Source organism: Motilibacter peucedani (genome assembly GCF_003634695.1).
In the GTDB taxonomy this organism is placed as follows: domain Bacteria; phylum Actinomycetota; class Actinomycetes; order Motilibacterales; family Motilibacteraceae; genus Motilibacter; species Motilibacter peucedani.
On record NZ_RBWV01000016.1, the window covers coordinates 108996 to 132896 of the forward strand.

Consider the following 23901-nt stretch of genomic DNA (forward strand, 5'->3'; position numbering starts at 1 on the left):
GAAGGACGCCTCATGCTGCTGCCCCGCGCCGCCCGCCGGGCCGTGCTCGCCGGTCTTGTCGCCCTCCCGCTCCTCGTGCCGGCCGCGCCGGCGCAGGCCGCGACCACAGATCCGCCGGCGCCGGTGACGGACCCGACCGCCTACGTCGACCCGTTCGTCGGCACGGGCAGCGGCGGCTCGACCGTCGGCGAGATCAACGCCTTCCCCGGCCCGGCGGCGCCCTTCGGCATGCTGCAGTGGAGCCCGGACACCGAGGACTCCTACAGCGGCTACCAGTACGCGAACGACCGGATCCGGGGCTTCAGCCTCACGCACGCCTCGGTCGGCTGCAGCCAGTTCGGCGACGTGCGCATCCTGCCGACGGTCGGCGCGGTGGGCAGCGACCCCGAGTCGACGAGCTCGCGCTACAGCCACGACGAGGAGCAGGCGTCCCCCGGCTACTACGCGGTGACGCTGCAGGACTCCGGCGTGCGCGCGGAGCTGACGGCGACGACGCGCACGGGCCTGGGCCGCTTCACGTTCCCGCCGAGCACCCAGGCGCAGTTCCTCGTCAAGGGCGCGGACACCTTCGGTGCCCAGCACGGCGGCGACGTACGCGTGGTCGACGACCGCACCCTGGAGGGATCCGAGACCTCCGGCGGGTTCTGCGGCGCGGGCAACACCTACACGATCCACTGGTCGATGACCTTCGACCGGCCCTTCACCGCTCACGGCTCCTGGGGCGGGGATGCTCCCGGCGCCTACGTCACCTTCGACACCACGGCAGACCGCACCGTCGAGGCCAAGGTCGCCGCCTCCTTCGTCAGCACCGACGGGGCGCGCGCCAACGCGGGGGCCGAGGTCCCCGGCTGGGACTTCGACGCGGTGCGGGCCGACACCCGCGCCCGCTGGCGCGACGTGCTCTCCCGCATCACCGTCGGGGGCGGCACTGAGGAGCGGCGCCGCACCTTCTACACCATGCTCTACCACTCCCTCCTGCACCCCAACACGTTCAACGACGTCGACGGCCGCTACGTCGGCTTCGACGACGAGGTGCACTCCGTCGCGCCGGGGCACACGCAGTACGCGAACTTCTCGGCGTGGGACACCTACCGCTCCCTCGCGCCGCTGCAGGGGATGCTGGTGCCCGACATCGCGAGCGACATGGCACAGTCGCTGGTCAACGACGCGCAGCAGGGCGGCTACCTGCCGCGCTGGCCGGTCTACAACGGCTACACCGCCGTGATGAACGGTGACAGCGCTGCGCCTCTCATCGCCAACCTGCACGCCTTCGGGGCACGTGACTTGGACGTCGACGCAGCCGTCGACGCGATGGTGAAGTCGGCCAGCAGCAGCGAGTCGGTGAGCTGGGGGTACGTCGACCGCGTCGGCACCGACGACTACGCCAACCTCGGATACGTGCCCAACGAGCGGGCCGAGCGCGGCCACGTGTGGAAGGGCGCGTCGGAGACGCTGGAGTACGCGGTGGACGACTTCGCGGTCTCACGGCTCGCTGCCTCTGCCGGTCGCGCCGATGTCGCGGCGAAGTTCGCTGCCACGGCGCAGAACTGGCGCAACGTCTACGACCCGACCACCGACTACCTCCGCCCGCGCGACGCAAAGGGCGAGTTCCCGGCCGGACCCGGCTTCGTGCCGCCGGGCGACGGCCAGTTCGGGCAGGACGGGTTCGAGGAGGGCAACGCCGAGCAGTACCGCTTCTTCGTCCCCCAGGACATGGCCGGCCTGGTCTCGCTCATGGGCGGCCGTGAGAAGGCGGCGTCCATCGCGGACGCGTTCTTCGCCGGCGGCCTCAACTCCGGCCCGAACGTCCCCTTCATGTGGGCCGGCAACGAGGTCAACTTCGTGACCCCCTGGGTCTACGACTACCTCGGCCGGCCGAGCCGGACCCAGGACGTGGTCCGCACCATCCAGGACACGCTGTTCGGCGCCGTCCCCGACGGTGAGCCCGGCAACGACGACCTGGGTGCGCAGTCGTCGTGGTACGTCTGGAGCGCGCTCGGGATGTATCCCGTGACCTCGGGCACGGCGTACCTCGCCGTCAACACCCCGCTGTTCCCCTCCGCCACGATCACGCTGGCCGGGGGCAAGCGCATCACGATGACCGCACCGGGCGCCGGGGACGCCCGCTACGTCACCGGCCTCACGGTCGACGGTGCGGCGACCAGCCACACCTACCTGCCCGAGAGCCTGGCCACCAGCGGCGGCACCGTCGACTTCTCGCTGGGCACCAGCCCGAGCACGACGTGGGGGACAGCAGGCTCGGACGCGCCCCCGTCGTGGCGCGAGCACGAGAACGCGTTCCAGACCATCGCCCAGCCCGAGCACCTCTCGGTCGCCCCCGGCGGTGCGGCTGGAGCGGCGCGCCTCGACGTGCGCCGGCTGGAGGGCGGCGCGACGGGGATGCCGTTCACCGTGCACGCGGAGCCGGGCGTGACCGTCACGCCGTCGTCGGGGACCGTCCCTGTCTCGGGTGCCGACGGCTCGGGCTCGCTGGCGCTCCACGTCTCGTCGCCGTCGGGGACCTCGACGGGCTACCGCGACGTGACTGTCTCGTTCGGGACGGAGTCGACGCGTACGTTCCGCGCCCTCGTCGCCCCAGCGGACGGGCTGCTCGCCTCCTACGACCGCGTCGCGACCATCGACGACGGGCAGAACAAGGGCGGCTTCGACGACGAGGACTGGGCCTTCTCCCGGCAGTCGCTGGCCGCCCACGGGCTGGCTCGGGGAAAGGCGATGTCCGTGCCCGGCACCGGCCTGACCTTCACCCTGCCCGAGGTGCCGGCTGGACTGCCCGATGCGGTGGGCGCCGACGGCCAGACCATCCAGCTGCCGCTGCAGAAGCTCGAGTCGCTCTCACTGGTCGGCAGTGGGGCCAACGGTGACCAAGGGGGCACAGTGACCGTCACCTACACCGACGGCTCGAGCCAGAAGCTGCGCCTGACCTTCAACGACTGGGCCCTCGGTGGTGGGCCGGAGTCTGGCGTGCGCTACGGCAACATCGTGGTGGGTCGCGGAGACTACCGGGTGCAGGTGCAGAGCAACACGCAGACCCGTCAGACACTGTCCACCTACGTCTTCGCGACCGCGCCGCACGCGCTGGACGCGAGCAAGGTCGTCCACAGCATCACGCTGCCGAAGAACCCGAACTTCGTGGTGCTCGGGGTGGCGACTGAGGTCGCTGGAGGAGTCCCTGCCGTCGCTTCACTCCGCGAGCGCGTCGACGCACTCGTGGCATCCGGTGGTGTGGCCCGCAGCGTGCAGCGAGACCTCGCCGGACCACTGGGCCAGGCGGCCCGCGCCGAGAAGGACAGCGACGTCACCGGCCTCCTGACCGCGCTGCAGAGCATCGCCGCTGCTGTGGACACGGCGACGACGAGCAAGGTCAGCGGCGATGCGAAGGCGGCGCTGCGTACGCTGCTCGAGCAGTGGCTCTCGGCGCCGGCCGGGACCCCAGCCCTGCGGGCCCGGATCGACGCTCTCACCGCCAGCGGCGACATCGCGACGAGCACGGCCCGGGACCTGCAGGCGACGCTGGCCCGTGGCGACCTGAGGGGGCTGCGCACGTCCATCGCGTCGGCCCCGGCCTCGAAGGTCAGCGCAGCTGCGAAGTCGCAGCTGCTGCCGATGGTGGATGCGCTGCTCGCGCCGCCGCCGGTGCTCGGCGACCTGTCCGACTCGTTCACCGGGACGGGCATCGGCGACGAGGACCAGGGCAATGCCGACTTCGACGGCGACGGCTGGTTCTACTCGCGCTCGGCGCTGGCCGACCGCGGCATCGTGCAGGGCAAGCCGCTGACGGTGCCGGGGACGGGCCTCACCTACACCCTGCCGGCCGTGCCCGCCGGGACCCCGGACCACCTCGCCGCACGCGGCCAGACGATCGACCTCTCGACGCTGCCGGCCGGCACACGGAGGCTCTCCTTCGTCGGCTCGGCGCACCACGGCGACGCGCAGGCGACGGCGACGCTCACCTACGCCGACGGCAGCACGCAGACGGTGCCGCTGGAGTTCGGCGACTGGGCGCTCGGCGGTGACGCGGGCGCACAGCCCCGGTTCGGGGACGCCGGCATCGTGCAGCTGCCCTACCGCGCCAGCACCGGGGGCGGCCACGACGACGTGAGCATCTGGCTGTTCGCGACGCCGCCGACGACGCTGTCAGCAGGTACGCGACTCGTCAGCGTGACGCTGCCGGACGAGCCGAGGATCGCGGTGTTCTCCGTGGCCTACGGCAGCTAGACGGCGCTGAGCGGGCGAGGTCCCGGACCGATGTAGCGGGCGGCCGGGCGGATGAGCCGGCCCGTGCGCTTCTCCTCGAGGACGTGGGCCGACCAGCCGGCCGTGCGCGCCGCGGTGAACATCGGCGTGAACATGGTGGCGGGCACCTCGGCGAAGTCGAGGACCACCGCGGCCCAGAACTCCACGTTGGTGGCGAGCACCCGGTCGGGGCGACGGGCGTGCAGCTCCTCGAGCGCGGCCGTCTCGAGCGCGGCGGCCACCTCGGCGCGCGGGGCGCCCACCTCGTGCGCGACGCGGCGCAGCGTGCGGGCGCGGGGGTCCTCGGCGCGGTAGACGCGGTGGCCGAAGCCCATCAGCCGCTCGCCGCGCTCGAGCACGCCCTTGACGTAGCCGAGCGCGTCGCCGGACTTCTCGACCTCCTCGACCATGTGCAGCACCCGCGAGGGCGCCCCGCCGTGGAGCGGGCCCGACATCGCGCCGACCGCGCCGGAGAGCGCGGCGGCGGTGTCGGCGCCGGTCGAGGCGATGACGCGGGCGGTGAAGGTCGAGGCGTTCATGCCGTGCTCGGCCGCCGAGACCCAGTAGGCGTCGAGCGCGGTCGCGTGCCGGGGGTCGACCTCGCCCCGCCAGCGGGTGAGGAAGCGGGCCACGGCCGTGGGTGCCGCGTCCACCTCGGCGGTGGCGACCGGGGTGCGCTCGCCGCGCGCGGACTGCGCGATGAAGTCGAGCGCCGAGGCGGAGAGCCGGGCCAGCTCGTCGCGGGCGGTCTCGGGAGCGGTGTCGAGCAGCGGGCGCAGCGACCACCGCGCACCGAGCGCCGCCAGCGATGCCTGCACGTCTACGCGCACGTCACCCGTGCGCACCGGCAGCTCGCCGCCGTCGGCGTGCGGCAGACCGGGCTCGAAGCCGCCGTCGACGAGCAGGCCCCACACCCGCTCGAAGGGCACCTTGCCGACCAGGTCCTCGATGTCGACGCCGCGGTAGCGCAGGGCGCCGCCCTCGCGGTCCGGCTCGGCGATCTCGGTCTCGAACGCGACGACGCCCTCGAGCCCGGGCTTGAACTCCGACATGCTGGCTCCTCTGCCTTGGTCGCACTCCTGCGCCCATCGTCCCCGGTCCGCGACCGGGACGTGTACGCGGGCGGCGTGAGATCGTTCACTCGTGAGCCTCGACCCGGCGTCGATGCGCCGTTCCTACGAGCGCGCGGCGCTCGACGCAGCCGACCTGGCGGCCACGCCGGCGGAGCAGTTCGCGCGCTGGCTCGCCGACGCCGTCGCCGCCGGGGTGACCGAGCCCAACGCGATGACGCTGGCGACCGCCGACGCGCAGGGCCGCCCGAGCGCGCGGACGGTCCTGCTCAAGCACGTCGACGAGCTCGGGTTCGCGCTCTACACCAACCTGCTCTCCCGCAAGGGCCGCGAGCTGGCCGCGAACCCCTACGCCTCCCTGGTCTTCCCGTGGCTCGCGCTCGAGCGCCAGGTGGTGGTCGTCGGCCGCGCCGAGCTGGTCGCGCGCGAGGAGGTGGCCGCGTACTTCGCCTCCCGCCCGCACGGCTCGCAGGTCGGCGCGTGGGCGAGCCACCAGTCGCAGGTCGTCGACTCGCGCGCGACGCTCGAGCAGCGCTACGCCGAGCTGGCCGCCCGGTGGCCCGACGAGGTCCCGGTGCCGGAGCACTGGGGCGGGTGGCGCGTCGTCCCCGACACCGTCGAGTTCTGGCAGGGCCGGCCGAGCCGGCTGCACGACCGCCTGCGCTACCGGCGCGGGAGCGACGGCGGGTGGCGGGTGGAGCGGCTCGAGCCCTGAGGCTGCGCCCCTCAGGCCCGGAAGCCGTCGAGCAGCTGGGGCAGCTCGCGCCTGCCGCGGGCGGTGAGGAGCAGCCCGCGCTCGCCCGCGCCACGGCGTACCAGTCGTCGGCGCGTGAAGGACTCGAGGACCGCGGCGCCCAGCGCGCCGCCGAGGTGCGGCAGCCGGTGGCTGCGGTCGAGGCACGCGGTGGCGAGCTTGCGTCGCGGGTCGACGGCGTCGATGTCGACGCCCAGCGCCGCGAACGCGTCGAGGCCGGGTCCCGGGCGCAGCTCGTCGGTGCTGCCGTCGGGCGGCACCAGCGCCTCGCGCCCGACCAGGGTCGTGTAGACGGCAACGCCGAGCCGGCCGGCCACGTGGTCGTAGCAGGTGTGGGCGACGTCGGCCTGCGTCGGGCTCTCCCGCGTCACCGGCACCGCGCGGGCGTGGGCGAAGCGGGCGAGCGCTGTCAGCACGTCGGCGAGCTCGGGGGCGGCGACGCGGTAGACCGCGTGCCGGCCGCTGTGCTCGACCGCCACCAGCCCGGCCGCGCGCAGCCGGGCCAGGTGGTTGCCGAGCCGGGCGGGCGTGATGCCCATGGCGCCGGCGAGCTGGGTGGAGGTGTGCGGCCCCTCGGCCGAGAGCAGCTGCAGGGCGGTGAGCCGCACCGGGTCGGCGAGCTCGGCGGAGAGCCCCGTGACCTGCGCGAGCACGGGGTCGGCGGCGTCGACCCAGGACATGGTCCGACTCTACCCTTCACGCCCCCGTGAAAGGTGGTTGCGGAGCACGCCTGTGCACGTCTACCGTCACCGTTCACGACTCCGTGAAAGGTGGCGGCGATGGATCCGCGGCTCAAGCCGTTGCTGTGGGGCAGCGCGGTCTCAGCGGTGGGTGACGGGCTGTGGTTCACCGTGTCGGTCGTCTTCTTCGTGCACGAGCGGCACTTCTCGGCCTCGGCGGTCGGCGTCGCCATGACCCTCGCCGGTCTGGTCGGCATGCTGACGGCCATCCCGCTGGGCGGCCTGGCCGACTCGCGCAGCCCGCGCGGCGTGCTGGTCGGGCTGACGCTCGTCCGCGCCGCCGCCATGGCCGCCTACCTGCTGCCCGCGGGCGTCTGGGCGTTCGGAGCGACCACCGTGGTCTTCGTGTCGCTGAAGAACGGCATCAGCGCGATCCGCGTCGCACTGGTCGCCGGTGTGGTGCCCGGCGGCGAGGCCCGGGTCGCGGTCCTGGCCCGCGCCCGCGTCGCCCAGCACGTGGGGTACGCGGTGGGAGCCGCCATCGGCTCGGCCGTCCTCACCCTCGACCGGGCCGGCCTCTACACCGCCACCGTGCTGCTGAACACCGCGACGTTCCTCGTGCTGGCCGCCTTCAGCGCGCGGCTGCCCGCGGGTGCGGCCGCGTCGCGCCCGGGGAGCGCGCTCGGTGCGTACGCGGTGCTGCGCGACCTGCCCTTCTGCGCGGTGTGCGCGGTGACGGCGGTGCTGTCGCTGTGCTGGGCCATGCTCTCGACCGGCCTGCCGCTGTGGGTCTCGGGCTCGACGCGGCTGCCGCTCGCGCTCTCCGGCGCCGTCGTGGTGGTCAGCTCGGTCGGCATCGCCGCGCTGCAGGTGCCCGCGGGCCGGCTGGTGCGTACCCCGCGCGCCGCGGCGCGCACGGCCGCCGGTGCGGGGTTCGTGCTCGCGCTCTCGTGCCTCGTGCTCGCGACGACCTCGGGGGGCAGGGGGCCGCTCGCCGCCGCGGCGGTGCTGCTGGCCGGCGTGCTGCACCTCGCCGGCGAGCTCGGCTACGTCGCGGCCTCCTGGACGCTCACGACCTCCCTCATGCGCGAGGAGGCCAAGGGCGCCTACCAGGGTGCCGCGGAGTCGGCGACCGCGACGGTGCAGGTCCTCGGGCCCGGGCTCTTCGCCCTCGCGGTCGGCGGGGCGGGCGCCGGCGGGTGGCTCGCGGTGGGAGCGGTGTTCGCCGCGGCCGGCGCCGGGGTACCCGTCACCGCACGGTGGGCGCAGCGCAACAGGGGCGTCGGTCAGCGTCCGCTGCGCCAAGTAGGGTGCCCGGAGAGCACGCCGGAGAGAGGGACTACGCATGTCGGAGACGAGCGCGCAGGCGCCGAAGTCGGTCGTCCTGCGCCGTGAGGGCGCCGAGGACCTCGAGCTCGCGGTGCTGCCCACGACCGAGGGCGCGCCCGGCGTCGACATCTCGCCGCTGCTCTCGAAGGCCGGCCTGGTCACCTACGACACCGGCTTCGCCAACACCGCCAACACCACCTCGGCCATCACCTACATCGACGGCGACGCGGGCATCCTGCGCTACCGCGGCTACCCGATCGACCGGCTCGCCGAGCAGGCCTCCTTCCTCGAGGTGAGCCACCTGCTGATCTACGGCGAGCTGCCCGACAAGACCCAGCTCGAGACCTTCGACCAGCGCATCCGGCGCCACACGCTGCTCGACGAGGACCTCAAGCGGTTCTTCGACGGGTTCCCGCGCAACGCGCACCCGATGCCGGTGCTCTCCTCGGCGGTCTCGGCCCTCTCCACCTTCTACCAGGACTCGCTCAACCCGTTCGACGAGACGCAGGTGTCGCTCTCGACGGTGCGCATGCTGGCGAAGGTCCCGACGATCGCCGCCTACGCCTACAAGAAGTCGGTCGGGCAGCCGTTCCTCTACCCGGACAACTCCCTCGGCTACGTCGAGAACTTCCTGCGCATGACCTTCGGCGTCCCCTCCGAGGACTACGTCCCCGACCCGGTGGTCGTGCGGGCGCTCGACCTGCTCTTCACGCTGCACGCCGACCACGAGCAGAACTGCTCGACCTCCACCGTCCGGCTCGTCGGCTCGGCCCAGGCCAACCTGTTCGCCTCCGTCTCCTCGGGCATCCATGCCCTCCACGGCCCGCTGCACGGCGGCGCCAACCAGGCGGTCCTCGAGATGCTCGAGTCGATCCGCGCCCAGGGCGGCGACGTCTCCGACTTCGTGCGCCGGGTCAAGGACAAGGAGGACGGCGTCCGGCTCATGGGCTTCGGCCACCGGGTTTACAAGAACTACGACCCGCGCGCGGCGATCATCAAGAAGACGGCCGACGAGGTGCTCTCCGCGCTGGGCAAGCGCGACGACCTGCTCGACATCGCGATGGAGCTCGAGGGGGTCGCGCTCTCCGACGACTACTTCGTCTCGCGCAAGCTCTACCCGAACGTCGACTTCTACACCGGCCTGCTCTACCGCGCGATGGGCTTCCCGACCCGGATGTTCACGGTGCTGTTCGCCATCGGCCGGCTGCCCGGCTGGATCGCGCAGTGGCACGAGATGATCGAGGACCCCAAGACCAAGATCGGTCGCCCGCGCCAGCTCTACACCGGGCCGGCCGAGCGCGACGTGGTGCCGCTCGACCAGCGGTAGCCAGGACGGTCCCGGTCCCGGTCCCGGTCCCTGTCCATGACGGGCCGGAGGTCCCCGCCCGATCGGCCCTGCACCTGCGGCCCGGCGCCGCCGATGCATGGACCAGTAGCCGTGCCGCCCGTGGCACGCCTGGTCCGGGGCGGTCCTCGACGTGGTGCTGAACCTGCTCGTCAGTCGCAAGGCATCACTGCTGGCCGGTGCGGCGGTCCTGGTCGCCGGCGGCGGCGCGGGCTGGCTGCACGCGACGGCTGCCAGGCCGCCGTCCGTCAACGCGTGGCAGGGCGCCGACGTCGGCGACGGGCTGCACCGCTTCGTCGTCACCCTGTCCGGACCGGGCGGCGCTGCGGGGTCCTCCGCGCCGCTCGCGCCGGCGCGCGGAGCCGGGCACCTCGACGCGGCCGCCTACGCCCGCGCCGTCGCTCAGGTCGGGGCCGGCGGGACGCTGCACCGCACGCCCGCCGGAGCCCTCGTCTACGCCCGCGGCTCGGCCTCGGCGGTCGTCACGCCCGCGCCCGCCGGGCCGTCGCGCCCGCCACGCCGCACCTCCGGCGACGCTCCGGTCGAGACCCTCGAGGCGGTCCGCGGGGTCGACTCGGTGCAGCGGCTCGACGCGCGGTCGGCGCTGGTCGCCACCCGGCTGTCCGAGGACGCGGTGACCGGGCTGCCGGGGGTGCACGGCGTGCGCGCCCCGCAGTCGGGGCGCTTCGCGTTCGCCGACCCCGACGACCCGGGCTTCTCCAGCTCCTGGCACCTGCGCAACACTGGCAGCGCACCCGGCCAGCCCGCCGTACGCGGTGCTGACGTCGACGCGCTGTCGGCCTGGGACGCGACGCTGGGGCAAGGGACGGTCGTCGCGGTGCTCGACAACGGCTTCGACGCGAGCCACCCCGACCTGCAGGGCGCGCTCTGGGACAACCCGGCCGAGGCGTGCGGCGCCGGCGACCAGGACGGCGACGGCAAGGCCGGCGACTGCCACGGCTGGAACTTCTACCGCAACAACGCCGACCTGCTCAACGGCGACGGCGGTCACGGGACCACCACCTCCGGAGCCGTCGCCGGGCGCATCAACAACTCCGAGGGCTCGACCGGCCTCGCGCCGGGAGCCAAGGTCATGCCGCTGGTCATCGGCAGCTCCGTCGCGGCCTACCCCGAACTCGCAGCGCTCGCGGTGAGGTATGCCGTGGACCACGGTGCCACCGTCATCAACGGCTCCTTCGGCGGTGGCTACTGCGCACTGCTGGAGGACGCCATCCGCTATGCGCAGTCGCGCGGGGTGCTGTTCGTGGCAGCAGCGGGCAACGACGGGGGCAACCGCGACAGCAGCGGGTTCTTCCCCGCCTCCCTGCCTGAAGACAACATCATCTCGGTCGGGTCGAGCACCGCGATCGACACCGTGTCGAGCTTCTCCGGCTACGGCGCGACCAACGTGGACCTCTTCGCGCCCGGCGAGAAGATCTACGGGCCGTGGAGCGGCGGCGGCTACCAGCTGGTGTCCGGCACGTCGCTGTCGGCACCGCTCGTCTCGGCCGCGGTCGCGCTCTACAAGAGCGTGCATCCGTCGGCTGCGCCCGCGGAGGTGAAGGCGGCCCTGCTCGACCACTCCATGAAGCTGCCGGCCTTCGCCGGCAGGTCGGTGTCGGGTGGGCGGCTCGACCTCTCGTTCCTCGCGAGTGCGTCGTCGGGCGGCGTCCGCTACGTCTTCAGCGGTGCCGGCGCCCAGCCGTCGGGCACCGCCCACCCGCGCATCCTCGTTTCCGGTGCGGCGCCCGGCGCCGACGGCGTCCGGCTGACGCTCGTCACCCGCGAGTCGGGCCAGGTGTGGGCGCTCGCCGACGCTGACGTCACCGTCGGGGGCGTCACGGGCACGACGGGCGAGGACGGCAGCGTCACCTTCCCCCTGGCCTACCGGGGCGCCAGCACCCTCTTCACGTCCGTCACCCTGCCCGACGGCGAGTACGCGGTGCTGGCCCAGCTGACGCAGGCAGGTACGCCGTTGACCCGGCCCTACGCAGCGCCCCTGGTCCTCGGCCGCACGGCCGCAGCGGCAGCGGGTGGCGCGGGAGCGGGTGGGGGAGCGAGCGGGTCGGTCGGCGCTGCGGGCTCGGGCGGCGCTGCGGGCTCGGGCGGCGCCGCCGGGTCGGGCGGCAGTGCCGGTTCGGGCGGCACGGTCGGTTCGGGCGGCACGGTCGGGGCGGCCGGTTCAGTCGGCAGTGCCGGTCCGGGCGGAGCAGTCGGCTCGGCCGGTTCGGGCGCGGCGGAGCCGGGCAGCGCAGGGGGGACCGTCAGCGCCGGGGGGACCGGCAGCGCCGGGGGGACCGGCAACGCCGCGGGGAGTGGCAGCGCCGCGGGAGCCGGCGGAAGCGCTGGAGGTGCCGCCGCTGGCGGTGCCGTCCCGAGCGGTGGCGCCCCGGGCGGTGGCGGTGGCGCGCCGGTGGCCCCGGCGGCGCCGCCGGCCGGCTCATCCGGCAGCCGCCCCGTACGCACGCCCGTCCTGACGTCGGTGTCGCCGTCCTCGCTGCTCGTGAGCCAGGCGGGGAGCTTCCTGACGCTGTCCGGCAGCGAGTTCCCGAGCGACCCGGCGGTCCTGCTCGGAGGCAACGCCCCTGCGTCGGTCGTCTCGGCGAGCCCGACGACCATCGTGGTGCGGGCGCCTGCTCTGGTGGCCGGCACCTACGACGTGACCGTCGCCGGCACGGCGAGCTCGGCCCGGCTGGTCGCCGGCTTCCGCTACGTCGACCCGACCAGCAGCGGCCCGGCCCCGGTCTTCCGCGCCCCAGCGCCGGTGGCCGCTCCCGGACCGGTTCCAGCTGCGGCTCCTGCGCCGGTCAGAGCCCCGGCTCCAGCAGCGGCGGCCCCGGCTCCAGCAGCGGCTGCCCCGGCTCCCGCAGCAGCGGGCCCGGCGCCCGCAGCGGCTCCGGCTCCTGCGGCGCCGGCTCCGGCTCCCGCCGCGGCAGCCCCGGTGCCCGCACCTGGCGGCGGGACGGGCAGCGCTCCGGCGCGGACGCCGCGCAAGGTCGCCGACGCCGTCGTCGGTGGCCTGGACCAGTCGCTGTGGTCGCAGGGCGGCTGCGGCAACGGCTGCGACGGCGTCCAGGTCTGACCGCTCCAGCGAGGCCTGGAGACCGTCACGCCCGAGGTGCTCCAGGGGTCCGGAGCTCGGGCTCGGGCCCGGGCGCGGGCTGCTGCCCGGCGAGGGCCTGCGGGTCGAAGCGGGCGAGCGCCACCGCGCCGAGGCCGGCCAGCGCGATGCCGAGGACGGCGACGGGGGCCCAGCCGCTGCGTACCTCGTCGCCCAGCGCGAGCACGCCGACCAGCGCCGGGCCCGCGGTCTGGCTCAGCACCATCGCGGCGGTGCCGGTGACGGCCGAGCCGCGCTGGAGCGCGGCCGAGTAGAGCAGGAAGGCGGTGGCCCCGGCGAGCAGCAGGGCGTAGGCAGCCGGGTCGCGCACGACGACCGACGGCGCGAAGCTCGGCAGCAGCCGCGCCGAGATCGCCACGACGGCGAAGCCGCAGCCGGCGACGAAGCCGAGCAGCAGCGGCTCGGCGCGACCCGGGGCGCGGCCCGCCGCCGCGCCCGCCAGCACGATGCCGGCGGTCACCGCGAGCAGCCAGGCGCGCTGGCCGACGGTGCTCGACACCTCGCCCGAGTCGCCCGCCGCCCCGCCGATGAGCGCGAGGCCCGTCACGACGGCGACCACCGCGACCCGGTCGGCGAACGTCAGGGCCGTGCCGAGCACACGGGCCGCCAGCAGCGCGGTCACCGCGACGCTCGAGCCGATGATCGTCTGGGCCAGGAACAGCGGCAGCGTGCGCAGCGCGGAGAAGTGCAGGCCGAACCCGACCAGGTTGAGGGCGAGGGCTCCGGCGAAGGCGGGGTGGCGCAGCAGGCGCAGCAGCAGCCGCGGGTCGACGACCGAGGTGGCGGCCTCCGTGCGCACCGAGAGCGCCTGCAGCAGCGCGGCGACGCCGAACGCGACGGCCGCCGCCACCGCCGCGAGCAGGCCGAGCAGCACGGCTAGGCGGCGACCGCGCCCGCGGGCTGGCTGCGCCGCAGGCTGGTGAGGTAGAGGCTGATGCCGACGTAGTAGACGAGGTAGGCCAGCGAGACCGCCTCGACGACGGCGTTGGGGTCGGGCATCTGCCAGAGCAGCACCGCGTAGGTCACCAGCCACACCGCAGTCACGACCAGTGTCGGCACCTGCAGGACGACCGTGCGCGAGGGGTAGACGTAGCCGATCGGCACGAAGACCAGCACGGCGCACACCAGCAGGACCACGGTCACCGTGGTCGAGCCCAGGCCGAGGACCACCGCGTAGAACGCCACGATGTTCCAGTAGCTCGGGAAGCCGGTGAACAGGTGGTCGTCGGTCTTCGCGTCGGCCCGGCAGAACTGGTAGCAGGAGGCCAGCAGCGGCACTGCAGCCACGACCGCTCCCCAGGCGCCCGAGGGCAGGTAGCCCGCCGTCCAGAGCAGGACGATCGGCGCGAACGCGTAGGTGAGGTAGTCGACGATGTCGTCGAGCCGCGCGCCGTCGAACTCCGGCACGACCTCCTTGACGCGGACCGCGCGGGCGAGGGTGCCGTCGGTGCCGTCGATGACCAGGGCGAGCAGGGCGAGCCAGAGGGCGCGCACGACGTGGCCGTCGATCGCGGCGAGGACCATCAGCAGGCCGACGGCCGCACCGCTGGCGGTGAACGCGTGCACCGCCCAGGCCGCGAGCCGCTCGCGGACGGAGTACGACGTGCGGGGCGTCGTCTTCTGCGTCTCGATGTCCGACTCCTGCGCCGTGGTTCGGCTGCCGCTCGGCGCCACCGTCTGTCGGGCGATCCTACGCCGGGGATGGAAGAACCCGCGGGCGGTCGTCAACGACCATGTGCCGGGGGGACTGATCCCCGACGCCCGCGGGTTCCGGTGACTGCCTGGGTATAGCCGGCCGCGCCTGCGACCGGTTGCCCGGGAGTCGTGGCTAGCTGGCAGCCACCTCACGAGTCCGATAACTACTCAAAGTCTCGAACCACCTCCCTTCCCGTGTACGAGAACCGTACGTCGTGCGCGCCGGATCCGCCACTGCATTGGTCGGTCAGGCGAGGGCGGCGGCCACCACGCGCAGGTCGGCGACCAGCCCGTCGAACGCCTGCGCCCGGGCGGCCTCGGCGTCATCCGTGCCGACCCCGGCGCGGAGCACCGCCGACGGGTGGATGGTGGCCATCAGCCAGCCCGACTGCACCGCGGCGGCCTCGCCCTCGTCGGCGACGAGCCGCGGGAACAGCTGGCCCCGGCTCTTCGTGACCCGGAAGGAGGGCCCGAGCAGTGCCTTGGCGGCCGTGGCGCCGAGGCAGACGACCACCTCGGGGTCGACGACCGCGAGCTCCGCGCCCAGCCACGGCCGGCACGCCTCCACGTGGACCCGGTCGGGCGACTGGTGGATGCGCCGCTTGCCCGGCGCCGACTGCGTGAAGCGGAAGTGCTTGACCGCGTTGGTGACGTAGGCGTCGGTGCGCGCGACGCCGGCCGCGTCGAGCGCCTCGTCGAGCAGGCGGCCGGCCGGCCCGACGAAAGGCTCCCCGGCGCGGTCCTCCTGGTCGCCCGGCTGCTCGCCCACCAGGGCGACCCGCGCGGTCGGCGAGCCGGAGGAGAACACCACCTGGGTGGCCGGCTCCCACAGCTCGCAGCCGCGGCAGGCAGGGGCGGCCGAGCGGAGCCCGTCGAGGCCAACCCCCGCCGGCACCCACTGCGCCGCTCCGGGTCGTGCCTCGCTCGGTGCGCTCATCGCTGCAGCCAGCTCCGGATCAGGTGGTAGGTCGCGTCCTCGGCGGTGTACCCGGCGGCCTCCGCCTGCGAACGCAGCCTCTTGCGCAGCGAGCGAGGCAGCCGGACCGTCAGCGTGACGACCTCGTCCTTGCCCTTCTTCGGGCGCTTGTCGGGCTTCTCGGTGGGCCGGTCGCGCGTCGTCTCGCGGGCTGGCGGCAGCTGCGCCTCGAAGGAGGTGAGCCGCTCCGGGGCCGGGCGGGCGGTGCCGCCGGCGCCGGTGCGGAACGCCGGCCTCGGGCGGGGGTCGGTCACCTGCGACCTGCCTTCCTGGACGAGCGCCCCGCGAGCGGTCCCGAGCCGAGGTCGGTGCCCAGCAGGTGGGTCAGGTGCGCGTCGAAGGCGGCGGCCGCCTCCCGGGCTCCCGGCGAGCGCAGCGCCTGCACCGGCAGGTAGGCGCCGGCAGCCTGCTGCAGCGCGCTGCGGTCGAGCACCGGCGGCTCGAGCAGCAGCTCGGGGAAGGCCTCGCGCAGCTCGCCCAGCCGGTGCCGGTGCTCGGCCGAGCGCGGCCGCACCCGGTTGACGACGATGCCCGCCGCGGCCAGCCGCAGGTTCGAGCCCTGCCGCACCGCCTCGACCGCGTCGAGCGCCTGGGCCGCGCCGTGCAGGGCGAACAGCGCCGGCTCGGTGACGACGAGCGCGCGGTCGGACGCTGCCAGCGCGTTGCGCGTCAGGTGCCCGAGCGCGGGCGGGCAGTCGAGCAGCACCAGCGCCGGGGCGGGGGAGCCGTCGGCGTAGCCGGCGTCGAGGCGCCCGAGCGCGCGGCGCAGCCGCAGCGGGTCGCGGTCGCCGGCCGCCTCGCGGGCCGACAGCGAGGTCTCGGAGACGACGACGCGTACGTCTGCCCCCCACCCGCTCGGCACCGCAGCCGCCGCGACGGCGCCGGAGCGCGCCTGGTCGAGGACGTCGGCGGCGGTCAGCGCCGCGGCGTCCGGATCGAGCACGGTCGAGGCGTTGGACTGCGGGTCGAGGTCCAGGACGAGCACGCGTACGCCGCGGCGCAGTGCCGCGCCCGCCAGCCCGAGGGTCACCGTCGTCTTGCCCACGCCGCCCTTGAGGCTGACGACGGAGATGACGATCACCGAGCGGAGCCTAGGGCCCGCGCGGTGCCGACGCGGGCAGGCGCGCTCAGGAGCGGGTCGCCTCGTAGCGGCGCAGCGCCTCGAGCCGCTCGGCCGCGTGGTCGACGATGCGCTCGGGGTAGCCCTCGCGCAGCCCGCCCGGCAGCAGCCAGGGCTCGTGGACCGCCTTGCCCGGCACGCCGCGCAGCTCGGGCACGTAGCGGCGGACGTAGTCGCCGTCGGGGTCGTACTGCTTGCCCTGCGTCACCGGGTTGAAGACGCGGAAGTAAGGCGCCGCGTCGGTGCCGGTGCCCGCCACCCACTGCCAGCCGTGGTTGTTGCTCGCGAGGTCGCCGTCGCGCAGCCCGCGCATGAAGTGGCGGGCGCCCAGCCCCCAGTCGACGTGCAGGTCCTTCACGAGGAAGGACGCGACGACCATGCGCACCCGGTTGTGCACCCACCCGACGGCGGCGAGCTGGCGCATCCCGGCGTCGACGAACGGGTAGCCGGTGCGCCCCTGCGCCCAGGCCGTGAACCGCCGGTCGGCGTCGGCGCCCTCGTCGAGCTGGATGCCGGCCATGTCCGGCTTGAGCGAGCGGCGGGCGCTCTCGGGCTGCCGCCAGAGGACGTCGGCGTAGAACTCGCGCCAGCACAGCTCGTTGCGGTAGGTCGTGGGGCTCTTGCCCGGCAACCCGGCCAGGTCGGCGAGCAGGGTCCGCGGGTGCACCTCGCCGTACTTCAGGTGCGCGGACATCGCCGAGGTGCCGTCGAGGTCGGGCCGGTTGCGGGTGTCGGCGTAGTCGCGCAGCGCGCCGTCGCGGAACGCCCGCCACCTGGCCAGGGCCGCGCGCTCGCCGACCGGAGGCAGCTCCACCTCGGCGATGTCCGGCTCCGCGGGGACGCCGTCGCCGCGCAGGTGTGCGAACGACGGCTTGCGCGGCGAGGCGACCGGCGCCGGCCAGCCGTGCTGCGCCCACGCGCGCGCGAAGGGGCTGAAGACGCGGTAGCCCTCGCCCGAGCCGTTGACCACGGTGCCGGGGTCGACGGCGTAGGGGCTGCCCGTGCGCACGAGCGCGCGGTCGCCGCTCGCGCGCAGCGCCTGCTCGACGGCGGCGTCGCGGGCACGGCCGTGGACGCCGAAGTCGGCGGCGACGTGCACCGCGCCCGCCTCCACCTCGGCGGCGACGGAGGGTACGACCGTGGCCGGGTCGCCGTGGCGCACGACCAGCGCGCCGTCGAGGCTCTCGTCGAGCGCGTGCAGCGAGCGCACCAGCCAGGCGCGCCGCACGTCGCCCGACGGCCCCCACAGCGCGGGGTCGACGACGAACAGCGGGACCACCTGCTCGCCGTCGGCCACCGCGGCCCGCAGCGCGGGGTTGTCGCGCACGCGCAGGTCGCGCCGGAACCACATCACGCTCGCCTTCGCCACGCCCCGACGCTAGGCCCCCGCGTCCCGCGCAGCACGTCGGGCTCGGCACACCGGACGGGGGTTGTCCGGACAGAGCACACTTGTAGGCGTGAGCGACCTCATCGACACGACCGAGATGTACCTCCGGACTATCTACGAGCTCGAGGAGGAGGGCGTGCCGCCGATGCGCGCGCGCATCGCCGAGCGGCTCGGCCAGAGCGGCCCGACGGTCAGCCAGACGGTCTCGCGCATGCAGCGCGGCGGGCTGGTCGACCTCGGCGAGGGCAACCGGCTGGTCCTCACGGCGGTCGGCCAGGCGACGGCCATGCGCGTCATGCGCAAGCACCGGCTCGCCGAGTGCCTGCTCGTCTCGGTCATCGGCCTCGACTGGGAGCACGTCCACGAGGAGGCGTGCCGGTGGGAGCACGTCATGAGCGAGGCCGTCGAGCGCCGCCTGCTCGAGCTGCTCGACCACCCCACGCACTCGCCCTACGGCAACCCGATCCCCGGGCTCGACGAGCTCGGCGACGCCGACCCGCACGAGGCCTTCCGCGAGGGGCTGGTGCCCCTGCCCTCGGCCGCGGTCTCGGAGGAGACCCGCTCGGTCGTCGTGCGCCGGCTCGGCGAGCCGGTCCACGACCCGGACGCGCTCGCGGTCCTGCGGCGCATCGGCGTGCAGCCGGGCGCCGTCGTCTCCGTGCGCCGCACCCCCACCGGGGTGCTCGTGGCCTCCGGCGGCGAGAGCGCCGAGCTCACCGACGCCATCGCGGCGCACGTCTTCGTCGCCGCGGGCTCGATGCCGCTCGACGTGCCGGCCGGTGCAGGTCTGGAGGAGGCCGGGCTCGCCGACGCGGGCTTCGAGGAGGCGGCGTCCGTGTCGCGGGGGTGAAACGCCGGTGAACTGTGGCGTGCGCCACTTCGACGCGCAAACACCCCGGGGCTCTGGACGCGGGCCGTGACCCTCCCGTAACCTCCGACGTGCCTCCACCAACCGGCGGAGGCGCTTCCGGTCGGACGCCGAGTCCTGCCCCGGGCGGAAGCAGGGCCGTCTCGAGCGACCGTTCGGCAGGAGCGGGGGACCCACGTGATGTGGGCGCTCTTCGGAGCGTCCTTGGGGTGAAGTCGCGACAGCGACCGGGTGACTCTTCCACCCGAACCCGACAGCTCACCTCGCAGGCGTCGGAGAAGGACTACGCGTGTCGTCTGCCGTCGTCGTGCGCCCGCTCGCCCTGGGGACACCTTCCGACCACCTCATCGAGGTGGTCCCGGCACCTGTTCTGCCCTCTCGCACTCCCGCCGAACCGCGCGGCCGCCGCCGCGCCGGCGCCCACCGCCGGCCCTCGACCGCCGGCCGCACCGCTGCCCGCGCGGCCGTCGTCCCCGCTGTCGCCGCCGCCCTGGCCGCCCCCGTGGTCGGCGCCGGCGCCGCGCACGCGGCCCCCGGCTCGCACTCCTCGGCCCGCCTGGTGCACGCGACCACGACCGGCGCCCGCTCGGCCGTCGCCGCGCACACCTCGCTGCTGAAGGCCTCGCCCTCGGTGACGCGCGTGGTCACGAGCCACCCGTCCCTCGACGGCAAGGCCCGCGGCGGCGCCGTCCGCTTCGTCCAGCGCCGCCTCGGCGTCAAGCCGACCGGCAAGTTCGGCACCGCGACCTCGCGGGCCGTCGCGCGGCTGCAGCGGGCCGCGGGCCTGCAGGTCACCGGGGTCGTCGACTCCGCCACCTGGCGCGCGCTCGGCGTGGGCTCGCACTCGACCAGCCCGGTCCGCACCCGCACCGCCGCCAAGAGCACCACCGCCAAGAGCACCACCGCGAAGAGCTCGGCGAAGAGCTCCGACCGCGTCGTCGCCAAGGCCGACAGCGGCCGCTCGGTCCGTCTCGAGAACGGCCCCGGCAGCCTCGCCTTCGGCAAGCTGGTCCTCGCCGCCGCCCGGCACAACGCCGGCGGGCCCTACCGCTACGGCGGCACCTCGCCCCGCGGCTTCGACTGCTCGGGCTACGTGAGCTACGTCTTCCGCCAGCTCGGCGTCTCGCTGCCGCACTCCTCGGGCGCCATCCGCGGCGAGGTCAAGAAGATCTCGCGCTCGCAGGTCCGCCCCGGCGACCTCGTCTTCGTCTCGAAGCACGGCCGCACCAGCCACGTCGCGATCTACGCGGGGGGTGGCTACTGGTACGAAGCCAGCCACCCCGGCAAGCCGGTCGGCAAGAACAAGGCCTGGACCTCGTCGGTCAGCTACGGCCGGGTCGCCTGACCCGACGCCACCGCGCGGGACCACCCCCCTCCTGGTCCCGCGACCCGACGCCCCGCCGCCCGTCCTGGGCTGCGGGGCGTCGGTGCGTCCGCGCCCGGCCGCTAGGCCCAGGCGCGGGCAGGCACGTTCCAGGCGGTGACGGCCGGCCGGCCGTGCTCTCGGCCCAGCGTGGCGACGGTGCCCGTGTCGAGCACGAAGCCGCTCCCGGCCGCCGGCTCGAGCTCGAGCCAGCGGGCCGTGAGCACCCGCAGCAGGTGGCCGTGCGCCACCAGGCACGCGTCCTGCCCGGCGTCCAGCGCCGGACGCACCCGGTCGAGCACGCGGTCGGTGCGGGCGCCCACCGCGGCCGCGCTCTCGCCGCCGGGAGCGCCGTCGTGCCACATGTCCCACGACCCGACGCGCTCGAGGATCTGCGGCGTGGTGATGCCCTCGTAGTCGCCGTAGTCCCACTCGACGAGGTCGGCGTCGGTCTCGGGCTGCAGGCCGGCGAGCTCGGCCGTCGTGACGGCTCGGGCCAGCGGGCTGGCCAGCACGAGCCCGAAGTCGAAGGCCGCGACGGCCGGGCGCAGGCTGCGCGCCTGCTGCTCGCCCCGCCCGGTCAGCGGGACGTCGGTGCGCCCGGTGTGGCGGCCGTCGCGCGACCACTCGGTCTCGCCGTGGCGGAGCAGGACCAGCGTCGGCATGGGGAGGCACCTCTCGTCGGCGGGGCAGGGACGTCGGGGAGCGCGTCGCGCACACTGGGTGTCATGCACGATCCGCTGCTCCCCGACACCACCACCGACGAGCGCGACGAGGGCTGGGGCGAGCGCCCCGAGCCCAGCGACGCCGACGACGAGCGCCTGCGCCGCGAGGTGCCGCCCCACCACGGCGACTAGCCTGGCACGGCGACCAGCTCAGCCGTTGCGCTGGGCGAGCAGCGCGTCGCGGATCTCGCGCAGCACGATGACGTCCTCGGGCACCGCCGCCGGCGGCGCCTCCTGGCCGCGCTGGAGCCGCTCGAGCAGCTTCTTGGTGGGCACGACGACCAGGAAGTAGACCACCGCGGCGGTGATGAGGAACGTCAGCGCCGCGTTGATGACCGCCCCGAAGTCGAAGGTCTGCCCGTGCCACTTCTTGGTGCCGCCGGACACGCCGCCGCCGAGGAAGATGTTGATCAGCGGCTGGAGCAGCGACTTGGTGACCGCCGTGACCAGTGCCGTGAACGCGGTGCCGATGACGACGGCGACCGCGAGGTCGACGACGTTGCCGCGCAGGACGAAGTCGCGGAACCCCTTGATCATGGTGCCCTCCGTGTGTCACCGGACCGCCAGGGCGACGGTCCGGGCCGATCATCCCGCGGCACGACCACCAGCGACAGGCGGGAGCCGGTCGCCGCGCCGACCAGTTGGAGAGCCTCCGCCGGCGTGACGGCCAGCAGGAGCGGACTCGCCGCCGCGGCGCTGCCGAGCAGCCCGGACGGACCGGTGCCGGAGGGCGCGGCGAGCACCCGGGCGGCCGCGGCCACGCGCCGTGGAGCTGAGCCTGGAGTCGCCTCGTCGCCGTAGCCCGCGCCGCCGCCGGCCGCGGCCAGCACGTCGACCCGGTCACCGGCGCGCACGAGCCGTCCCTCGCCCGGGTCGGAGAGCACCACCGGTGCGAGCACTCTCCCCGGGCCGACGGCGTCGACCAGTCCGGCGCCGGTCAGGCGCAGGTCGGTGACGAACTCGCCGGCGCGCACGCCGGACGCGAGCCGGCGGCCCACGGCCGCGGACAGGTCGAGCGCCGCGGCCGGCACGAGCGCGGGCGGGACGAGCAGCGTACGCAGGTCGCCCGCACCGAGGACGGCGCCCGCGGGCAGGTCGCGGGCGGCGACGGCAGCGCGCCGCTGGGCGGGCGCAGGAGGGGCGAGGGCGAGCAGCGCGGCCGCGACGGCCGCCCCGAGGCAGCCGGCGCCGAGCGCGCGACGGTGCCAGCGCAGCCGTCGCCGCAGCTGCCTCCACGCCGCCCGCGCTCGTCGGGCGAGGTCGTCGGCAGCGGCACGATGCATGCGCCGGACGCTAGGGGCCGGCGGCCCCCCGCGTCAGCGCACGGGCGCGGCCCTGTGGACGACCGACGGGTGGCTCGCGGCCGGCTGTGGACGAGCGGGGCCGCTCAGGCGGCGCTGGTGCCCGACGTCGGGGGCGTCGACGAGCTGGACGATGCCGACGAGGTGGAGGAGCTCGACGAGCTGGAGCCGGAGTCCGACGACGAGGACGCGGCGGGGGTGCTGCTCGAGGGCGACGCAGCCGACGAGTCGGAGCCGCCGGAGCTCGAGCTGCCCGACCCCTTGGCCGAGGAGGAGCGGCTGTCGGTGCGGTAGAAGCCCGAGCCCTTGAAGACGACGCCGACGTTCGAGTAGACCTTGCGCAGCTTCTGCCCGCACTCGGGGCACTCGGTCAGCGCGTCGTCGCTGAACGACTGGACCGCTTCGAAGCGGTGGTCGCAGGCGGTGCAGGCGTACTGGTACGTGGGCACGAGGTCCTCCGGCGGGGCTGCTCTGCGATTGGCACTCACGAGACTCGAGTGCCAATGATAGGGGACAGCGGCGCCGGCCGGGCGCTCAGCACTCGATGACGTTGACCGCGAGCCCGCCGCGGGCGGTCTCCTTGTACTTCACGCTCATGTCGCGGCCGGTCTCCCGCATGGTGGCGATGACCTGGTCGAGCGAGACCTTGTGCTCGCCGTCGCCGCGCAGCGCCATGCGCGCGGCCGTGACCGCCTTGACCGCTGCCATGCCGTTGCGCTCGATGCAGGGGATCTGCACGAGCCCGCCGATCGGGTCGCAGGTCAGGCCGAGGTTGTGCTCCATGCCGATCTCGGCGGCGTTCTCGACCTGCTGCGGCGAACCGCCCAGCACTGCGGCCAGCGCGCCCGCGGCCATCGAGCACGCCGACCCCACCTCGCCCTGGCAGCCGACCTCGGCGCCCGAGATCGAGGCGTTCTCCTTGTAGAGCAGGCCGATGGCCCCGGCGGTGAGCAGGAAGTCGACCACGCCGTCGTCGTCGGCGCCCGGCACCCGGTCGACGTAGTACATGAGCACCGACGGGACCACGCCGGCCGCGCCGTTGGTCGGCGCGGTCACCACGCGCCCGCCGCTGGCGTTCTCCTCGTTGACGGCCATGGCCCACAGCGTCAGCCACTCCATCGCGTTGGCCGGGTTCTCGGTCTCGAGCGCCAGCGCGCGGGCGAGGTCGGGGGCGCGGCGGCGTACGCGCAGGCCGCCCGGCAGCGTGCCCTCGTTGCGCGTGCCGGCCTCGATGCACGCGCGCATCACGCGCCAGATCTCGAGCAGGCCGGCGCGCACCTCGTCCTCGGTGCGCCACGCGAGCTCGTTGTCGAGCATCAGCTCGGCGACATCGAGACCGCTCTCGGCGCACAGCGCCAGCAGCTGCGCGCCGGTGCGGAACGGCCGGCGCAGCACGGTGTCGTCGGGCTTGACCCGCCCGGCGCCCACGGCGCTCTCGTCGACCACGAAGCCGCCGCCGACCGAGTAGTACGTCTTCTCCATCAGCGGGGCGCCGGAGGCGTCGAAGGCGTGCAGCCGCATGCCGTTGGGGTGGAAGGGCAGCGACTCGCGCCGGTGCATCACCAGGTCGGTGTCGAGGTCGAAGGCGATCTCCGGTCCTTCTCCGCCCAGCAGGCGCAGCCGCTTCTCAGCGCGGACCCGCTCGAGCGCCACGGCTCCCAGCGCGGGGTCGACCGTGCGCGGCGAGCAGCCCTCGAGCCCCAGCACGACAGCGCGCGGGGTGCCGTGCCCGTGGCCGGTGGCGCCGAGCGAGCCGAACAGCTCGGCGTGGACGTGCGCGACGCCGGCCAGCAGTCCCTCGGAGCGCAGCCGCCTGGCGAACATCCGCGCAGCGCGCATCGGACCGACGGTGTGCGAGCTGGAGGGCCCGATCCCGACGGTGAACAGGTCGAACACGCTCACGGCCACGGTCT

Annotated in this window: 21 protein-coding genes, 1 pseudogene and 1 riboswitch; of the genes and pseudogenes, 9 read left to right on the plus strand and 13 right to left on the minus strand. The window is 74.8% G+C overall.

The window, feature by feature from the left end; genetic code table 11:
* Positions 1-12 precede the first annotated feature (12 nt).
* Complete coding sequence (locus tag CLV35_RS18165) at positions 13-4236, plus strand: GH92 family glycosyl hydrolase (RefSeq protein ID WP_231122029.1); 4224 nt, start codon at positions 13-15, stop codon at positions 4234-4236.
* Here the strand turns inward: CLV35_RS18165 and CLV35_RS18170 are convergent.
* Positions 4233-5306, minus strand: a complete 1074-nt coding sequence (locus CLV35_RS18170; protein WP_121194921.1) for a citrate synthase 2 — start codon at positions 5304-5306, stop codon at positions 4233-4235. The two genes, CLV35_RS18165 and CLV35_RS18170, sit on opposite strands and share 4 nt — an antisense overlap.
* Before the next feature lie 112 nt (positions 5307-5418).
* On the opposite strand from CLV35_RS18170, the gene pdxH reads away from it, so the two are divergent.
* On the plus strand, positions 5419-6039 hold the full coding sequence (gene pdxH, locus CLV35_RS18175; RefSeq protein ID WP_121195014.1) for a pyridoxamine 5'-phosphate oxidase: 621 nt from the start codon (positions 5419-5421) through the stop codon (positions 6037-6039).
* An 11-nt stretch (positions 6040-6050) separates the two neighbouring features.
* On the opposite strand, the gene CLV35_RS18180 is transcribed toward pdxH, so the two are convergent.
* Positions 6051-6758, minus strand: coding sequence for an ArsR/SmtB family transcription factor (locus CLV35_RS18180; protein ID WP_121194922.1), 708 nt, complete (start codon positions 6756-6758; stop codon positions 6051-6053).
* Positions 6759-6857: 99 nt separating this feature from the next.
* On the opposite strand from CLV35_RS18180, the gene CLV35_RS18185 reads away from it, so the two are divergent.
* The 3 genes from CLV35_RS18185 to CLV35_RS18195 all read left to right on the plus strand — a co-directional run bounded on the left by CLV35_RS18185 (position 6858) and on the right by CLV35_RS18195 (position 12514).
* Positions 6858-8153 carry an MFS transporter gene (locus CLV35_RS18185; RefSeq protein ID WP_121194923.1) on the plus strand — a complete coding sequence of 432 codons (1296 nt, stop codon included), beginning with the start codon at positions 6858-6860 and terminating at the stop codon, positions 8151-8153.
* Complete coding sequence (locus tag CLV35_RS18190) at positions 8104-9414, plus strand: citrate synthase (RefSeq protein ID WP_121194924.1); 1311 nt, start codon at positions 8104-8106, stop codon at positions 9412-9414. The genes CLV35_RS18185 and CLV35_RS18190 overlap by 50 nt, the downstream gene beginning before the upstream one ends.
* A gap of 151 nt (positions 9415-9565) precedes the next feature.
* Entirely contained in the window at positions 9566-12514 is a 2949-nt protein-coding gene (locus CLV35_RS18195; RefSeq protein ID WP_121194925.1) for a S8 family serine peptidase, read from the plus strand.
* A gap of 25 nt (positions 12515-12539) precedes the next feature.
* Here CLV35_RS18195 and CLV35_RS18200 read toward each other — a convergent pair whose 3' ends face one another.
* From CLV35_RS18200 to CLV35_RS18225, 6 genes are all read right to left on the minus strand, one after another.
* A complete protein-coding gene (locus tag CLV35_RS18200) occupies positions 12540-13427 on the minus strand; it encodes a hypothetical protein (RefSeq protein ID WP_121194926.1) in 888 nt (295 codons plus the stop codon).
* A gap of 2 nt (positions 13428-13429) precedes the next feature.
* Positions 13430-14227: a CDP-alcohol phosphatidyltransferase family protein gene (locus CLV35_RS18205; protein ID WP_231122031.1), complete on the minus strand. Its 798-nt coding sequence runs from the start codon at positions 14225-14227 to the stop codon at positions 13430-13432.
* Between the two features lie 268 nt (positions 14228-14495).
* Positions 14496-15185 carry a UdgX family uracil-DNA binding protein gene (locus CLV35_RS18210; protein WP_121194927.1) on the minus strand — a complete coding sequence of 230 codons (690 nt, stop codon included), beginning with the start codon at positions 15183-15185 and terminating at the stop codon, positions 14496-14498.
* The gene (locus CLV35_RS18215) at positions 15182-15478 is read right to left on the minus strand and encodes a hypothetical protein (protein WP_121194928.1); all 297 of its coding nucleotides are present in this window, start codon (positions 15476-15478) and stop codon (positions 15182-15184) included. The genes CLV35_RS18210 and CLV35_RS18215 overlap by 4 nt, the downstream gene beginning before the upstream one ends.
* On the minus strand, positions 15475-16305 hold the full coding sequence (locus CLV35_RS18220) for a ParA family protein (protein WP_121194929.1): 831 nt from the start codon (positions 16303-16305) through the stop codon (positions 15475-15477). The genes CLV35_RS18215 and CLV35_RS18220 overlap by 4 nt, the downstream gene beginning before the upstream one ends.
* A gap of 46 nt (positions 16306-16351) precedes the next feature.
* Positions 16352-17695 carry a cryptochrome/photolyase family protein gene (locus tag CLV35_RS18225; protein WP_121195016.1) on the minus strand — a complete coding sequence of 448 codons (1344 nt, stop codon included), beginning with the start codon at positions 17693-17695 and terminating at the stop codon, positions 16352-16354.
* A gap of 106 nt (positions 17696-17801) precedes the next feature.
* On the opposite strand from CLV35_RS18225, the gene CLV35_RS18230 reads away from it, so the two are divergent.
* Both CLV35_RS18230 and CLV35_RS18235 read left to right on the plus strand, forming a co-directional pair.
* Positions 17802-18581 (plus strand): metal-dependent transcriptional regulator, encoded by a 780-nt coding sequence (locus CLV35_RS18230; protein ID WP_121194930.1) that lies wholly within the window; start codon positions 17802-17804, stop codon positions 18579-18581.
* A gap of 144 nt (positions 18582-18725) precedes the next feature.
* Positions 18726-18886: riboswitch (cyclic di-AMP (ydaO/yuaA leader) on the plus strand.
* Positions 18887-18888: 2 nt separating this feature from the next.
* A complete protein-coding gene (locus CLV35_RS18235; protein ID WP_121194931.1) occupies positions 18889-19944 on the plus strand; it encodes a C40 family peptidase in 1056 nt (351 codons plus the stop codon).
* Positions 19945-20045: 101 nt separating this feature from the next.
* On the opposite strand, the gene CLV35_RS18240 is transcribed toward CLV35_RS18235, so the two are convergent.
* The gene (locus CLV35_RS18240; protein ID WP_121194932.1) at positions 20046-20627 is read right to left on the minus strand and encodes a histidine phosphatase family protein; all 582 of its coding nucleotides are present in this window, start codon (positions 20625-20627) and stop codon (positions 20046-20048) included.
* 63 nt (positions 20628-20690) lie between these two features.
* On the opposite strand from CLV35_RS18240, the gene CLV35_RS20875 reads away from it, so the two are divergent.
* Positions 20691-20819, plus strand: a complete 129-nt coding sequence (locus tag CLV35_RS20875) for a hypothetical protein (protein WP_269203933.1) — start codon at positions 20691-20693, stop codon at positions 20817-20819.
* Positions 20820-20837: 18 nt separating this feature from the next.
* On the opposite strand, the gene mscL is transcribed toward CLV35_RS20875, so the two are convergent.
* Positions 20838-21224 (minus strand): large conductance mechanosensitive channel protein MscL, encoded by a 387-nt coding sequence (gene mscL, locus CLV35_RS18245; protein ID WP_121194933.1) that lies wholly within the window; start codon positions 21222-21224, stop codon positions 20838-20840.
* On the minus strand, positions 21221-21970 hold the full coding sequence (locus CLV35_RS18250) for an RcpC/CpaB family pilus assembly protein (protein WP_121194934.1): 750 nt from the start codon (positions 21968-21970) through the stop codon (positions 21221-21223). Before CLV35_RS18250 ends, mscL begins: the two co-directional genes overlap by 4 nt.
* Before the next feature lie 69 nt (positions 21971-22039).
* Here CLV35_RS18250 and CLV35_RS20650 point away from each other — a divergent pair, with 69 nt between their 5' ends.
* Positions 22040-22282, plus strand: a complete 243-nt coding sequence (locus CLV35_RS20650) for a hypothetical protein (protein WP_231122049.1) — start codon at positions 22040-22042, stop codon at positions 22280-22282.
* 14 nt (positions 22283-22296) lie between these two features.
* Here CLV35_RS20650 and CLV35_RS20935 read toward each other — a convergent pair.
* A pseudogene (locus CLV35_RS20935) lies at positions 22297-22476 on the minus strand (FmdB family zinc ribbon protein); the annotation flags it as partial.
* Between the two features lie 46 nt (positions 22477-22522).
* A complete protein-coding gene (locus CLV35_RS18260; RefSeq protein ID WP_121194936.1) occupies positions 22523-23896 on the minus strand; it encodes an L-serine ammonia-lyase in 1374 nt (457 codons plus the stop codon).
* Between the last annotated feature and the right edge of the window lie 5 nt (positions 23897-23901).